A 14856-nucleotide genomic window follows, 5' to 3' on the forward strand; every position below is an offset into this window, starting at 1 on the left:
GCGCTGGGCTCACAGGTCGACCCGTACCGAGAAACCGACCGTGCGCGGCGCGCCGATGAAGGCCGAGTCGCTGCCGTCCACGCCGGCCAGGTACTTGCGGTCGGTCAGGTTGCTGACCACCAGGCTGGCGCCGACGCCCTTGAGCTTGGGCGACAGGCTCTGCAGGTCCACACCGATGTTGGCGTTGAACACCGTGGCCGACGGCAGGCGGTTGGCGTTGGACGCATCCAGGTAACGCTCGCCCAGGTAGCGCCCGGACAGGCCGAAGTTCCAGGTCTCGCCCTGCCAGTCGGCCGAGACCACCAGGGTGTGCTTGGGCTGGCCGATCACCTGCGCGCCATCGACGATGCCCAGTTCGGTGTCGCGCGCCAGGTTGCCGCTGCCCAGGTACTTGGAGCGGTTGTAGGTGTAGGCGCCGTTGAGCCGCCAGCCGTTGTCCCAGCCATAGCCGAGCGCCGCTTCCAGGCCGGTGCTTTCCACCCCGCCGAAGTTCTCGTAGACGCCGTCGGTTTCATCCAGGTAGTCGATGCCGTTGGCCAGGCGTGCCGGCAGGTAGACGATGCGGTTGTCGAACTTGATGTTGTACAGCGTCAGCGAACCGGTCAGCGGCCAGCGGCTCACGCGCAGGCCCAGTTCGATGTTGTCGGCGGTCTCCGGCTCCACCCGCGCGAACCGCTGTGCATCGGTCTCGCCGAGCACGCCGGACGGGATGGCGGCGAAGTTCTGCGAATAGCCGCCGAACAGCTCCAGGCCCTCGACCGGCAGCGTCCAGGTGCCGCCGGCGGACAGCAGCGGATCGGATTTGGAATCGGAGCGCACGTTCTCGGCATTGCCGATCACCCGGCTGCGCTTCTGGTCGACGAAGAACTGCTTGACGCCCACGCGCGCGCTGAACGGGCCGAAGCGCGCCACGTCTTCGACGTAGTACATCTGCTCGCTGGTCTTGTAGCGGTCCTCGAACTGCACCCAGTACGGCTGGTGGTCGAAGCTGATGTCGGTGCCGACATTGAGCAGGCGGTGCCAGTCGCGGCGCACGCTGCGGTCGTACTGCTCCACCCACACGCCGGCGCGCACGGTGTTGTCGACCGTGCCCAGGGTCTGCTTCCATTCCACGTCGGCGGTGGCGCCGGCACGGTCGTTGTCGTAGTGCGAGTGGCGGTAGGACTGCACGCCCTGCACGCCGGCGGCATAGCAGTTGGGATCGTACTCGGCGGTGAAGCCCGGGCGCGGCACGCAGCCGGCCCGCACCTGCGCGGCGCTGCCGTCGGGATTGACGAAGTAGAACTGGCCCAGGGCGCTGCCCCCGTAGACGGTACTGCCGCCAAGGTACTCCGATTCCGGGCGGCCGGCGCCATCATTGCGCGCCTGCACCAGGTACGGCGGCAGCCAGTCGCCACGGCCTTCCATCTTGTGCGCGTAGCCGGTCAACGTGGCCTTGAAACCGTTGCCGCTGTCGAAGGCCCCGCGCAGGTAGCCGAAGGTGTTCTCGCGCAGCGCGCGCGATCCGGAGCGGTAGTTCTGGTCCAGGTTGGGAATGCCGGTGAGGTTGCCGGTCAGGCCGTCGCGGTCGGGGTTGGTGGCGTACGCGGCCGGGGTGACGCTGGTGTACTCCGGCTCGTCGGCATCGTTGTAGGAGGCGTAGCCGCTCAGCGTCCAGCGGTCCAGCTCGGTGACGAACTTGGCGGCCAGGTTGTCGTTGCTGGCCTTGCCGGTGCCGTCGATCCAGTCGCTGACCCGCGCCGAGGACGCGCTCACCCATGCACGGGTGTGGCCGCCGAGCAGGCCGGTGTCGTAGCGCACGTAATACTTGCGGGCGTCGTGGTCGCCGCCGCCGACCACCATGCGCAGGCGCTGTTCGGCCAGCGGGTCGCTGGTGAGGAAGTTCAGCGTGCCGCCCAGTGCCTCGTTGGAGCGCGAGGAGATGTCGGCCGTGCCCTGGCTGACTTCTACCGTTTCCAGGTCGAGCGTGTCGATGTAGCGGTTGGCCAGCGAGCCGCCACCGTAGCCGGAGCCGCCGTTGGGCAGGCCGTCGATGGTGGTGCCGATCTGCTGGGTATCGCGGTTGGTCACAAAGCCACGCATGCTGATCTGCGTACCCCACACCGACGAACCGGTGGCATCGGCCTCGCTGACCACCACGCCGGGCAGTTCGTTGAGCGCATTGTTGACGCTGCTGAGGATCTGCTGGCGGTTGAGCGTTTCCTGGCTGACCGTGGTCTTGGCATAGCTGGTGGCCTGGCCGATGACCTGCACCTGGTCCAGCGTGCGGGCATCGTCGGCGGGCGCCGGTTCGGCGGCCATCGCCTGTACGGTGGCGCCGAGCAGCACGGCGAGCAGGGAAACGCGGGGGTATCGGCCGTTGGCGTGCATCGGTCAGGTGGGTAGTGGAAGACCGGCGGAGTATTCGCAGCGCCGGTGACCTGCCCATGACATTGGGCTTGCAGTTGCCTGCGCGCAGCCGGAAGCGTGACCCAAGCCAGCCATTGCAGCCCGGCCGTGCCGCGTTGCGCACCCTGCTTGCCGCCCGTCCTCGGCAAACCTACCATCGGCAGACGATCCGACGCGTGCCGTGGCTGTGGCCGGCGCCGTAGCCCAGCCCACCAGGCGAACCGAGACGATGCCCCAGAGCCCCGAACTACTGCGACGCCTGCTGCGGGCCAAGGACCGGATGGACCGCGCCCCGCACGAAGCATGGCCGGTGCAACGGCTGGCGCAGGTCAGCGCGGTGTCGGCGGCCTACTTCGCACGGCAGTTCCGCCAGGCCTTCGGCCTGCCGCCGCACCGCTACCTGCTGACCCGGCGCATCGAGCGCGCCGTGGCGCTGTGCCGCGATACCCAGCTGCCGATCACCGAGATCGCCTACCAGACCGGCTGGAACAGCCTGGGTACCTTCGGGCGCATCTTCCATGACATCACCGGGCACAGCCCCGGCCAGGTGCGTGCCGGCGGCCCGCTGCCGGCACAGGCGCCGGAGTGCATCGCACGCGCGGCACGGCGGCCGGACCTGGACAGCGCAGTTTCGGAGAAGCGGCGCGGCAGGGCAGCCGGTACAACAGAGCCCTCAACAACGGAGGTTCCATGAATCAGGGTATCGGTGTGGTCGGGCTGTATGTGCGCGACCAGGATGAAGCATTGGCGTTCTACGTCGGCAAGCTGGGATTCGGCGTGCATACCGACGTGGGCAATGGCGACTACCGCTGGCTGACGGTGCAGCACCCGGCGCAGCCGTCGTTCCAGCTGGGCCTGTTCCGGCCGGGCCCGCCGGTGCATGACGCGGCCACCGCGCAGGCACTGCAGGCCCTGGTCGCCAAGGGCGCGATGCCACCGCTGGTGCTGCACGTGGACGACTGCCGCGCAACCTATGCACGGCTCAGCGCGGAGGGGGTCGAATTCAACCAGGAGCCGGTGGAACGCTACGGCACCGTGGATGCCGGCTTCCGCGACCCGTCCGGCAACGGCTGGAAGATGATCCAGGCCGCGGCCGGCAAGAACTGACGCAGGCCGCCGCTGCCTGCGCCAGGGCGTCGTTCCACGCTCAGTCGGCGGCGTGGCCGGCCGAATGCGAGGAGCGGTGGCGGAATCTGCGCGACAGCCAGTCGCCCAGGTCGTCGACCACGGTAAAAGCGGCCGGGATCACGATCAGGCTCAACAGCGTGGAGGTGATCAGGCCGCCGATCACGGCGATCGCCATCGGCGCGCGGAAGCTGGAATCGCCGGCGAAACCCAGCGCGATCGGCATCATGCCCGCGCCCATCGCCAGGGTGGTCATGATGATCGGCTGGGCGCGCTTGCGGCAGGCATCGATCAGCGCATCGTGCTGGCTCATGCCGTGCTCGTCCTCGGCCATCACCGCATAGTCCACCAGCAGGATGGAATTCTTGGTGGCGATGCCGATCAGCATCAGCAGGCCGATCAGCGCCGGCAGCGACAACATGTTCTGGGTGATCAGCAGCGCCCCGAACGCGCCGCCGGCGCACAGCGGCACCGCCGCCAGGATGGTGATCGGCATCAGCGCATGGTTGAACAGCAGCAACAGCACCATGTAGATGCAGATCAGGCCGGCGGCCATGGCCAGCAGGAAGCCGACGAACAGTTCGACGAATACTTCGGCATCGCCGGTATTGAGGAAGGTTACCCCCGGCGGCAGCTGCTTGACCCCGGGCAAGGCCTGCACTTCGGCCATCACCTCGCCCAGCGGGCGCCCGTTGAGCTCGGCGGTGAGGGTGACGTTGCGCTGGCGCTGGTAGCGCGAGATCTGCGACGGGCCGCTGCCCTGCTGGATATCGGCGACGGCGGCCAGCGGTACCGGGCCGTAGCGGCCGGGCACGCGCAGCTGGCCGATCAGCGCCGGGTTGGCCAGCGTGGCCTCGGCGAAACCGACCCGGATCGGCACTTGGCGGTCGGGCAGGTTGAGCTTGGCCAGCCGTTGTTCGTAGTCGCCGGCGGTGGCGATGCGCGCCGCTTCGGCGATATCGGCGGTGGCCACGCCCAGGTCGGCCGCACGCGCGGCATCGGGCACGATCTGGATTTCCGGGCGCAGCAGCGAGGCGGTGGAGGTGACGCTGCCCAGGCCCTGGATGCCGCGCAGATCGCGCTCCAGCGCGGTGGAGGCATCCTGCAGGCGCTGCGGGTCGTCGCCGGACAGCACCAGCTGCAGCAGGTTACCCGGCTCGGAGCTGACATAGCTCACCCGCACCCCGGGCAGGTTGGCCAGGCGCTGGCGTGCCTCGCGTTCGAGCACGCGCTGGTCGCGGTCGCGGGTATCGGCGGTGCCCCAGTCCAGTACCAGGGTCGCCTTGCGCGGTTCGCCCACGCCGGTGGCGCCGGGGTCGCCCAGGTCGAGCACGCTGCCGACCGCGGTATAGACCTGCTTGAGTTCGGGCATGTCCTTGAGCAGGGCGCGCGCGCGTTCGGCCACCGCCACGGTTTCCTGCAGGCGGGTGCCCGGCGGCAGTTCCAGGTTGAGGTTGCTGCGGCCCAGGTCGGACTGCGGGATGAAGGTGGCCGGGATGAACGGCACCAGCGCCAGCGAGGCCACGAACAGCCCGGTGGCCAGCCACAGGGTGCGGCCACGGTGGCGCAGCGCGGCGTCCACCCAGCCCAGGTACCAGGTCATCAGCCGCGACTCGGGTGGCTCCTGCCCGTGTGGCTTGAGCAGGTAGGCGGCCATCATCGGGGTGAGCAGGCGCGCCACCAGCAGCGAGAACAGCACCGCAGTGGCCGCGGTCCAGCCGAACTCGCGGAAGAACTTGCCGGCGATGCCGGGCATGAACGCCACCGGCACGAACACCGCCGCCAGCGTCAGCGAGGTGGCGATCACCGCATTGCCGATCTCGCCGGCCGCCTCGCGTGCGGCCTCCAGCGGCGGCTTGCCCATGCGCAGGTGGCGCACGATGTTTTCGATTTCGACGATGGCATCGTCGACCAGGATGCCGACCACCACCGACAACGCCAGCAACGTGATCATGTTCAGGGTGAAACCGAACAGGTGCATCACCGCGAAGGTGGGAATGATCGACAGCGGCAACGCCAGCGCCGACACCCAGGTCGCGCGCCAGTCGCGCAGGAACAGCCAGACCACCAGCAGGGCCAGCAGCGCGCCTTCCCAGAGCATGGTCATGGAGGAGTCGTAGGACCGGTGGGTCTCATCGATCGCGGTGGTGACCAGGCGGAAGTCGATGCCCGGATGCTCGGCCTTGATCGCATCGAGCGCGGCATGCACGCCCTTTTCCACCTTGACCTCGCTGGAGCCACGCGTGCGCGACATCGAGAGCGCCACCACTTCGCCGCCGTCCAGCAGCGCCGCTTCGGTGGGGTCGGCGGCCGCATCGGTGATCGTGGCCAGGGTCGACAGCCGCACCGCGCGCCCGTCCGGCAGCGCGATGGAATAGTCGCGCAACGCCTGCGCATTGCCGACCGTGCCCAGCGTGCGGATGGTCTGCTGGGCGCCTTCGATCTCGGCCTTGCCGCCGGCGCGCTCGACCTGGATGCGGGCCAGCTGCCCGGACACATCGCCGGCGGTGATGCCCATCGCCATCAGCGCATTGGGGTCCAGGTCCACCCGCACCTGGCGCTGCACGCCACCGACCCGGGTGACCCGGGCCACGCCGGGCACGCCGTACATCGCGCGCGAGACGTCGCGGTCGACGAACCAGCTGGCCTCGTCGGCGGTCATGTGCGGGGCGACCAGTGCATAGGTCATCAGCGAGCCGCCGATATCGACCTTGGAGATCACCGGTTCCTGGATGTCCTGCGGCAGGTCGGTGCGGATGCGGGTGATCGCATCGCGGGTATCGTCCAGCGCGGTGGCCAGGTCGGCTTCGAGCTGGAACTCGATGGTGGTGGTGCTCACCCCTTCGCTGACCGAGGAGATCACCCGCTTGACGTTGTTGACCGTGGCCACCGAGTCCTCGACCTTGCGGGTGACCTCGGCTTCAAGCTGGCTCGGCGATGCGCCCGGCTGGGTCACCGTCACCGTGGTCATCGGGAAGGCGATGTCCGGGAAGCGCGCCACCGGCAGCTGGTAGAACCCCCACAGGCCGGCCACGCACAGCACGAAGAACACCAGCAACGCTGGCAGCGGGCGCTTGATCGCCCAGGCCGAAATATTCATCGGGCGGCCGCCTTGGCAGCGGCCACCACGCGCACGCGGTCGCCCTCACCGAGGAAGCCGGCGCCGTCCACCACCACCTTGTCGCCGGCCTTGAGCCCGGCCAGGATCGCGGTGCGGCCCTGTACCGCCTGGCCGGTGCTGACCCGGTGGCGGGTAGCCTGCTGCTTGTCGTTGACGCTGAATACATAGCTGTGGCCATCGCGCTGCACGATCGCCGCGCTGGGAATGGTCAAGGCCTGACCATCGCCGGTGACGATGCGGCCTTCGACATAGATGCCCGGCTTGAGCGGGCCGGGTGCGGGCAGATCGGCATACAGGGTGCCGGTGCGGGTCTGCGCATCCACGCCCGGGGTGACCGCGCGGATGCGGCCGGCGATCACCTGGCCGCCGTACGGCAGCTGCACCGTATTGCCCACCGCGACATCGGCCAACTGGTTTTCCGGCAGTTCGGCGCGCCATTCCAGGCGGCCATCGCGGATCAGGCGCAGCAGTTCGGTGCCGGCCGAGACCACCTGGCCGGGCTGCACCAGGCGCTTGGAGATCAGCCCGTCGGCCGGCGCGCGCAGGTCGGCGAAATCGCGGCGCAGCTTGGCCGCATCGCGCGCGGCGCGCGCGGTGGCGGTCTGCGCCTCGGCATTGATCCGCGCCGCGCGCAGCTCGTCCAGGCTGCTGGCACTGATCAGCTGCTGGGCGGCCAGCTTCTCGCTGCGCTGGTAGTTCAGCCGCGCCAGTTCCTGCGAGGCCTGCGCCTGGCGCAGCGACGCGTCGGCCTGGGCCAGTTCGCTGTCCAGGGTGCGGTGGTCCAGTTGCAGCAGCAGCTGCCCCTGCTTGACCCACTGGCCAACCTCCACCGGCAACGCGGTCACCCGCTGGCCGCTGATCTCCACGCCCAGCTGCATTTCCTCGAACGCGGTGACCGGGCCCGAGACCAGCACCGTGCGCGCCATCGGCTGCTGTTGCGCGGTGGCCAGCGAGACCGGCAAGGCCGAACTGGTGGCGGCCGCTGCGGTGGCGGCGGCGTCGTCCTTGCCGCCACAGGCCGACAGCAGCACGGCGATCAGGAGCAGGAAGGAACTGCGGGGGAGGCGTGCGCGCATCGGTGGGCTTTCCGGGTCGGAACAGCGGTAACGGGAGGGAAGGACGGGATCAGGCGGGGCCGGGCAGGCGCAGGGCGATGCCATCGAGCATCAGCCCCAGGCCCTGTTCGAAACGGGCATCGAAATCGATCTCGCCCCAGACCTCGCGGGCCTGCCAGCAATGCGGGAAGCGTTCCTCGGCCAGGGCCATGAACACCTCGCCGAGGGCTTCCATGCTGCCGTCGCCGGGCCAGGACTGTTCTTCGATGACAAAGCCCATCGTGTAGTACACCAAGTCCATCGCGGTGGTCGCGGCAAAACGCGCCGGCATGCCGGCACCGATCATTGCCGCCAGGCTGGCTTCGGCCACGCGCAGCACGTTCTCGGTGGCCAGGAAGGTACCGGCGTAGACCCGCGCGCCATCGCGGCGCGCCTTGAAGGCCGTCCGGAACTCCCGCGCGATCTGCAGCAGGGTCTGCCGCCACGGCTGGCCGGCCGGGATGGTGCGGGCGACATCGACGATCATGGCGTCGGCCATGGCATCGATCAGCGCCTGCTTGCTCTTGAAGTGCCAGTACAGCGACGGCGCACGGATGCCCAGCGAACAGGCCACCTTGCGCAGGGTGATGCCTTCCAGCCCGGCCTCGTCGAGGATCCGGAAGGCGGCCTCGACGATGTTTTCCCGCGCGATCGGTTGGCGCACCTGATGCCCTGGCCTAACGGTGTTAGGTGGCGAATCTAACAGTGTTAGGTTGGAGGACGCAAGCAGCGCCGGCCGAGCCGGCGGCCAAGGCCGGCGGGGCCTGGATCAGGACATGGGTATCGGCGACGCTGGCCGCGCCGGGGCTGGCAAACCACGTGCCGGTCGGTGGAAGCGGCAGGATCGCCGTTGGCCGCCGCGCTACCGCGCTTTACGGCATCGTTGGAAGGACGCCTGGCCCGCAGGCCGAAGACAACACGGCGTCGCGCCGTTCACTTGCTGGCGGAACGTTTGCGCTTTCCATCGTCGTGTTGCGCATTCGCGCGGCTTTGCGCGAACTCCGGGAAGGTCTCGGCCATCGGGTCGGCATCGGGCAGGATGTAGAACACCCCGCCGCGCTCGAACGTGGAACGGACGATCTGCTCGTAGAATTCGGGCGAGACGTTGATGCAGCCATGGGTGACGCGGTTGTCGTCCGGCGAGGGCGATGCCAGGCGTTCTACGCGCTTCTCGGCCGGGACCCCGGTAGCGGTGGGATGGATGGAGACGGCGGACTCGTAGTCCACCCACAGCACGCGGCCGGCGTCGATCGACGGGCCGAAGCCGCCGACAAAGCGGCCAGCGGGCGTGGTGCGATCCCGCCCTGGAATTTCGCGAAGCGCCAGGCCGGCGACGCCGGGCGCCGTATGATCGCCGGTCGCCGAGCCAAACAACCCCGGCGCAGCGCCGCGCAGCTTGCCGTCGCTGCCGAACACCAGGATCTGTGCGGCGGCCTTGTCCATGATCGCGAACGGATAGCCATGGCTGTCCTTGGTAGCGACAACCCAGCCGGCCAGTTCAATCACGGTGTCGGACACCTCCTGGCCTGGCGGAAGCTCATCGACGGCGGCTACCGGTTGGGCGGCGGCATCCTCGGCGTGGGCCACGCCGGTACCCGCCAACGCCAGCGCCATTGCCAGCGCGGCACCGACGGCCCGGATTGCAGGATATGAGTGCGTACGGATGGGAGGGTTCCTTGGAATGAAAGACTGCATCACCAGAGGAAACCGATGGCCTGCAAAGGCCACCGGTCCTGGTTCAAACGTTCCTCACACAATCGTGGCGGAACGATTTAACCACGCGGTGTCCGGCGGGGCGCCCTCTCCAGCTGCTGGACGCGGCCTTCGATTTGATCCAGACGCTGGTTGGCCTGCTGTGCGGATTGATTGGCCGATTCGGCACTTTGCGCCGCGCCCTGCACCTTCACGTCGAGCTGGTCGAGGCGTGAGTTGATCGTTGCGAAATCGTCTTTGTAGGTGGCGCAGGCGCTGAGGCCAACGGTGGCGACGATCGCCACGGCGAGCGTACGTGCGGTGGTCAGATGTTGTTTGGTCAGAATCATTGCACTCCCTCCTTCGTCTGGGAGACTGGAATATAGCGGGCTTTTCGCTGACGTCACCGACCCGCTTTCAGCTGCAGTTGCAAGACGTGGACGGGGTGTGAAGGTATGGCGACCCTCAAAAGGTTCGGCCTGAAACCATCGCCGCGGGGATCGCCGCATCTGATCGGCTATCACGCCGGACATCGACATCCATCATCACGCAGCCACCACAACACCCGCCTTCGGCTCTGAACTGGTGTTGCCATCCTGCCGCGTTGTCAGCTCGCGCAATGTACTTCCCGATGCCTGACACCTGTCACTTGTGATGGGGTGGCGCAAAGCGAGAATGAACCCACTCCCGCACGGCGTTACATGGCCGGCACCCGCCCACCTCAAGGACTTCCTGTGATCATGCTGCAGCAACTGGTGTCGAATACTCCTGTCTGGGTCTGGGCGCTTCTGGTCTTCCTGATCACGCGCGGCATCGCTGCCATGAAACCGGGTGAAATTTCGCTGACGAAGCTGGCCATCGTGCCGGCCCTTTTCACCGCCTGGGGCCTGTGGTCGATAAGCCACCGTTTCGGCAGTTCCTGGCAAGCGTGGGGCGAGTGGCTGGTTGGCATCGGCGCGGGCATGGGCCTTGGCTGGGTGCTGCTGCGGCGGGCAACGCTCACCCTGAATGCATCAACGGGGAAGCTGTGGCGCAGCGCGGACTACAGCCTGCTGCCGCTGCTGCTGATCACCTTTGCAGTGAAATATGGCTTCGAATCCGCGCTTGCCGTATCCCCGGCGCTGGGCGCAGATGACAGTTTCCGCGCGGCCTACCTGCTGCTGTCGGGTGGGTTCACAGGCATCTTCATTGGAAAGTACGGGCGCTACCTGCGTGCGTCGCATCTGGCAACGCCGCGCGGGAAACTGGAAGCGGCGGGTTGAGTTCAAGTCAGCCAGGGCCGATGCGACGGTCGACATCGCGATCAAGCAGGCAGTCGATGAAGGCGCGCAGCGCCGGCAGCATGTACCGCCGGCTCGAGTAGTAGAGAAACAGGCCGGGCACGACGGGCGACCAGTCGGCGAGGACGCGCTTGAGCCGCCCGTCCCGCAACGCCTCGGCGATGCCGTCGTCATTGTAGGCATACAGGATGCCCAGCCCTTGGAGCGCTGCCGGCACGATGATGTCCTGATGGTTGGCGATCACCGTCCCCTCGCCAAAGAACTCGACGCTCTTTCCCTTTTTCCTGAACTCCCACCCTGCGACCTTGGCGCTTCCCGGAAAGCGCCAGTTTATGCAGGCGTGATGGCCGAGGTCGGCAGGCGTCACCGGTTCGCCGTGTTCAGCGAGATAGTCCGGTGAGGCCACCGCCAGCAACTCGATGTCGGGCGTAAGCCGTACCGCAACCATGTCCTTCTGCAGACGGCCGCCCACGCGTATCCCGGCGTCGAATCCTTCGCCCACGATATCGCTCAGCCCATCATCGATCACGATGTCGAGAACGACATCGGGATGCGCCTTGGCGAAACGTCCCAATCTCGGTGCAATGACTTTCTTCGCCGCCATGCTGAGCGTGTTGATCCGCAGGGTGCCCGCCATGCGGGCACTGGTTTCCACCGCCTGCGCAACGGCCTGGTCCATATCGCGAAGCATCGGCGCAATGCGCTCATGCAGTCGACGTCCCGGTTCGGTAGGCGAGACGCTTCGCGTCGTGCGGTTCAACAGGCGAACGCGCAGTCGCGATTCCAACTGGCGAATGATCTGGCTGAGGGCGGACCGGGACAATCCCAGGTGATCGGCGGCCCTGGCGAAGCTGGCGCGGTCGACAACCGCCACGAAAGCCTTGAGTTCTGCGAATTCAGAGCCGCGCATTGTGATCTGATCTCTACATAGCCTGATCCGATAATAGGTGATTCTCTAATCTATGAGAACGGATCAACCTTGCTCCATGGACCACACCGGAGCACTGCCATGAAAGACCTGAAGCTGCCAGAGCCTATCGCTGCCTACTTTGAAGCGGACACCCAAAACGCCCAAGCCGTCGCCCGCTGCTTCACCCGGGACGGGCTTGTCCTGGACGAGGGCAGGACGCACTCGGGCCTGAGCGCGATCGAGGCCTGGAAGACCGACTCGTCCGCCAAATACACCTACACCGCCAAGCCGCACACGCTCGAGAATCAGGGGCGCAAGTACATCGTGACGGCACGTGTCACCGGCAACTTCCCCGGCAGCCCGGTCGACTTGCGGTACAGCTTCACCCTGGAGCGCAGCAGGATCGCCACGCTGGAGATCGCGCCATGAGCTTGGATCTCCAACTGGCGGGCAAGCGCGTCCTGGTGACCGGCGGCACCCGCGGCGTGGGCGGCGCCGTCGTCGGACTGTTGTCCGGCTTCAACGCGCGAATCGCGGCAACGGCACGCTCGCGGCCCGATCGACCCATCGATGGTGTGCACTACATTGCAACCGACCTGGCAACGGCAGAAGGCGCCCGGCAGGCGGTGGAGGCGGCCCTGCGGCATCTCGGCGGCGTCGACATCCTGATCAACGTGGTGGGCGGATCATCGGCACCGGCGGGCGGATTTGCGGCTTTGGACGACCACGAGTGGGCGACGGCTCTCGACCTCAACCTGATGTCGGCGGTAAGGCTGGATCGGGCGTTGCTTCCCCTGATGCTCGCGCAGGGATCCGGCGTGATCCTGCACGTCACCTCCATCCAGCGCACCCTTCCGTTGCCGGATGCCACGATCGCCTATGCCGCTGCCAAAGCGGCGTTGTCGACCTACAGCAAGGCACTGTCCAAGGAAGTCACGCCCAAAGGCGTGCGTGTTGCCCGCGTATCGCCAGGCTGGATCGAGACGGAGGCCGCCGTCGCGCTGGTGGAGCGGGTCGCGACCCATGCGGGAACGGACTACGAAGGGGGCAAGCAGCTGATCATGCGGGAGCTGGGAGGCATCCCCTTGGGACGTCCGGCCAGGCCGGGGGAGGTTGCAGACCTCATCGCGTTTCTGGTCTCCCCGCGGGCCGCCTCCATTTCAGGGACGGAATACACCATCGACGGCGGAACCGTGCCCACCGTGTAGCGGCGCGATGGGTTGCATCGCGGCAGACGCGCGGCCGCTTTTCAACGGGAGCTCGTTTTCTCGATAAAGCGCCTTGGATGGGCGGCGCGCTTGTCCGCGTCGCATAAAGACGAATGGTCAAGTTTTCAGGACTCCAGGTAACCAATAGTCCAGCCTGGTCGCGCAAAGTAGCCCTGCCGGCCAACGCCGCACATCGGAAGTCCCAACATCTCCGCCCGAGGATACGACCATGTTCAAGCTCCTTCCTGCAATGCTCGCCGCCGCCGTGGCGGCCAGCTTCACCCCCTCAGTGCAGGCCGCCGATGCGGTGGCCCGCGACGCCGGCCAGATCAAGAATGTCGTCCTGGTGCACGGCGCATTCGCCGACGGTTCGGGCTGGCGCCCGGTCTACAATGACCTGACCGCCCGCGGATATCGCGTGTCGATCGTGCAGAATCCGTTGACCTCGCTCGCCGATGACGTGCGCGCGACCCAGCGCGTGCTCGACCGTCAGGATGGCCCGGCCATCCTGGTTGGACACTCCTGGGGCGGCACCGTGATCACCCAGGCCGGCGTGCACGACAACGTGGCAGGCCTGGTCTACGTGTCGGCGCTCGCGCCGGACGCCGGCGAAACCACTGCAAAGCAATACGAAGGCTTCGCACCCACTCCCGAATTCGTCATCGAGACCGCAAGCGATGGCTTCGGCATCATCAGCCCGGCCAGGTTCAAGGCCGGCTTTGCCCACGACACCACCGATGCCGACGCGGCCTTCCTGCGTGACTCGCAGGTGCCCATCAACATGTCGGCATTCGGCACGACGGTGACCCAGGCCGCCTGGCGCACCAAGCCCAGCTGGGCGGTGATCGCCACCGAAGACAAGGCATTCGACCAGGCCATGCTCATCCACATGGCCGAACGCATCCACGCGCGCATCACCAAGGTCCCGGCGAGCCATGCCGTCTTCATGACCCAGCCCAAGGTGGTGGCCGACACGATCGACCAGGCGGCCAGGGAAGCGATCCGGTCGACCAAGTAGCACCCACCCCAAGCCGGACGCTGATACGCCGGTCGCGTCCGGCTTTACTCCATGGTTACGCGACCAATGGGGTAGCGCTGCGAGTTCCCTGAACCCCCGGTTTATTCACGCACTGGTCAGTTCAATATTCAGGGGCGATTGTGACGCCTAACGGATAATTCACACCTGTCGACCGCCCCTTCTCTCCCCCTCCCAAGGGGGCGGTCGGCAAAACCAAAAATAATTAAAGGTGTGTCCCGATATGAAGACTTCTTTGCTTGCCCTGGGTCTGCTGGCTGCCCTGCCGTTCGCCGCTTCGGCAACCGACGGCCTGTCGTACAACTTCGTTGAAGGCGGCTACGTGAAGACCGACGCCAAGGGTGGCGATGCGGATGGTTGGGCGGTGAAGGGCTCGGTCGCCGTGGCGCCGAACTTCCACGTCTTCGGTGACTACAACGCGCAGGAAACCAAGCGCGGCAGCAACGACGTCGACCAGTGGAAGGTTGGTGTGGGCTACAACTACGGCATCGCCCCGACCACCGACCTGGTGGCACGCGTGGCGTACCAGAAGTTCGATCCCAAGCACGGCCTGGACTTCAACGGCTACTCGACCGAAGTGGGCGTGCGCAGCGCGTTCACCCCGAACTTCGAGGGCTACGTGATGGCCGGCTACGAGGACTACAGCAAGAAGCACGGCATCAACCCGGACGGCGAGTTCTACGGCCGCGTCGGCGCCCAGGCCAAGCTCAACCAGAACTGGGGCCTGGCCGGCGAAGTGAAGCTGGCCAAGGGCGGCGACAAGGAATGGTTCGTCGGCCCGCGCTTCACCTGGTAATACGCGATAGGCAAGATGGTGTTGGATGGCGCGTGACCTCTCTCCCACGCGTCATGAAGCCCGGCCTGGCCGGGCTTCACTTACATGGCCGCAACCTCGTCGGTGCGCCACGAAAAAACCCGGCCTTGTGCCGGGTTTTTTCGTTGTGGCAGAGCAGAGCATCCACACATGGCGCGGATCTACCTCCGGCGGTTGCCGTTGCCGTT

Annotated in this window: 14 protein-coding genes; 7 read left to right on the forward strand and 7 right to left on the reverse strand. The window is 66.9% G+C overall.

The features are described 5' to 3' along the window. Positions 1 to 9 precede the first annotated feature (9 nt). Positions 10 to 2370 (reverse strand): TonB-dependent receptor, encoded by a 2361-nt coding sequence (locus IC535_RS00830; RefSeq protein ID WP_228884669.1) that lies wholly within the window; start codon positions 2368 to 2370, stop codon positions 10 to 12. Between the two features lie 247 nt (positions 2371 to 2617). On the opposite strand from IC535_RS00830, the gene IC535_RS00835 reads away from it, so the two are divergent. Both IC535_RS00835 and IC535_RS00840 read left to right on the forward strand, forming a co-directional pair. Beyond that, on the forward strand, positions 2618 to 3082 hold the full coding sequence (locus IC535_RS00835) for a helix-turn-helix transcriptional regulator (RefSeq protein ID WP_228884670.1): 465 nt from the start codon (positions 2618 to 2620) through the stop codon (positions 3080 to 3082). After that, positions 3079 to 3495, forward strand: a complete 417-nt coding sequence (locus tag IC535_RS00840; RefSeq protein ID WP_228884671.1) for a VOC family protein — start codon at positions 3079 to 3081, stop codon at positions 3493 to 3495. Before IC535_RS00835 ends, IC535_RS00840 begins: the two co-directional genes overlap by 4 nt. Before the next feature lie 40 nt (positions 3496 to 3535). On the opposite strand, the gene IC535_RS00845 is transcribed toward IC535_RS00840, so the two are convergent. The 5 genes from IC535_RS00845 to IC535_RS00865 all read right to left on the reverse strand — a co-directional run bounded on the left by IC535_RS00845 (position 3536) and on the right by IC535_RS00865 (position 9770). Beyond that, positions 3536 to 6613, reverse strand: coding sequence for an efflux RND transporter permease subunit (locus IC535_RS00845; RefSeq protein ID WP_228884672.1), 3078 nt, complete (start codon positions 6611 to 6613; stop codon positions 3536 to 3538). Further along, positions 6610 to 7710, reverse strand: a complete 1101-nt coding sequence (locus IC535_RS00850) for an efflux RND transporter periplasmic adaptor subunit (RefSeq protein WP_228884673.1) — start codon at positions 7708 to 7710, stop codon at positions 6610 to 6612. The genes IC535_RS00845 and IC535_RS00850 overlap by 4 nt, the downstream gene beginning before the upstream one ends. A 49-nt stretch (positions 7711 to 7759) precedes the next feature. Further along, positions 7760 to 8392: a TetR/AcrR family transcriptional regulator C-terminal domain-containing protein gene (locus tag IC535_RS00855; protein WP_228884674.1), complete on the reverse strand. Its 633-nt coding sequence runs from the start codon at positions 8390 to 8392 to the stop codon at positions 7760 to 7762. A gap of 269 nt (positions 8393 to 8661) precedes the next feature. Beyond that, positions 8662 to 9342: a L,D-transpeptidase gene (locus IC535_RS00860; RefSeq protein WP_228884675.1), complete on the reverse strand. Its 681-nt coding sequence runs from the start codon at positions 9340 to 9342 to the stop codon at positions 8662 to 8664. Positions 9343 to 9500: 158 nt separating this feature from the next. Then, positions 9501 to 9770, reverse strand: coding sequence for a hypothetical protein (locus IC535_RS00865; protein ID WP_228884676.1), 270 nt, complete (start codon positions 9768 to 9770; stop codon positions 9501 to 9503). 390 nt (positions 9771 to 10160) lie between these two features. Here IC535_RS00865 and IC535_RS00870 point away from each other — a divergent pair, with 390 nt between their 5' ends. Next, positions 10161 to 10682: a DUF6622 family protein gene (locus tag IC535_RS00870; RefSeq protein WP_267472886.1), complete on the forward strand. Its 522-nt coding sequence runs from the start codon at positions 10161 to 10163 to the stop codon at positions 10680 to 10682. Between the two features lie 7 nt (positions 10683 to 10689). On the opposite strand, the gene IC535_RS00875 is transcribed toward IC535_RS00870, so the two are convergent. Beyond that, the gene (locus tag IC535_RS00875) at positions 10690 to 11610 is read right to left on the reverse strand and encodes a LysR family transcriptional regulator (protein WP_228884678.1); all 921 of its coding nucleotides are present in this window, start codon (positions 11608 to 11610) and stop codon (positions 10690 to 10692) included. Positions 11611 to 11709: 99 nt separating this feature from the next. On the opposite strand from IC535_RS00875, the gene IC535_RS00880 reads away from it, so the two are divergent. The 4 genes from IC535_RS00880 to IC535_RS00895 all read left to right on the forward strand — a co-directional run bounded on the left by IC535_RS00880 (position 11710) and on the right by IC535_RS00895 (position 14650). Continuing rightward, entirely contained in the window at positions 11710 to 12039 is a 330-nt protein-coding gene (locus tag IC535_RS00880; protein ID WP_228884679.1) for a nuclear transport factor 2 family protein, read from the forward strand. After that, on the forward strand, positions 12036 to 12818 hold the full coding sequence (locus IC535_RS00885; protein ID WP_228884680.1) for an SDR family oxidoreductase: 783 nt from the start codon (positions 12036 to 12038) through the stop codon (positions 12816 to 12818). Before IC535_RS00880 ends, IC535_RS00885 begins: the two co-directional genes overlap by 4 nt. Before the next feature lie 250 nt (positions 12819 to 13068). Beyond that, a complete protein-coding gene (locus IC535_RS00890; RefSeq protein ID WP_228884681.1) occupies positions 13069 to 13836 on the forward strand; it encodes an alpha/beta fold hydrolase in 768 nt (255 codons plus the stop codon). A 241-nt stretch (positions 13837 to 14077) separates the two neighbouring features. Beyond that, on the forward strand, positions 14078 to 14650 hold the full coding sequence (locus IC535_RS00895) for an Ax21 family protein (protein WP_228884682.1): 573 nt from the start codon (positions 14078 to 14080) through the stop codon (positions 14648 to 14650). Positions 14651 to 14856 lie beyond the last annotated feature (206 nt).

This window comes from Stenotrophomonas rhizophila (assembly GCF_020857975.1).
Classification (GTDB): Bacteria; Pseudomonadota; Gammaproteobacteria; order Xanthomonadales; family Xanthomonadaceae; genus Stenotrophomonas; species Stenotrophomonas rhizophila_C.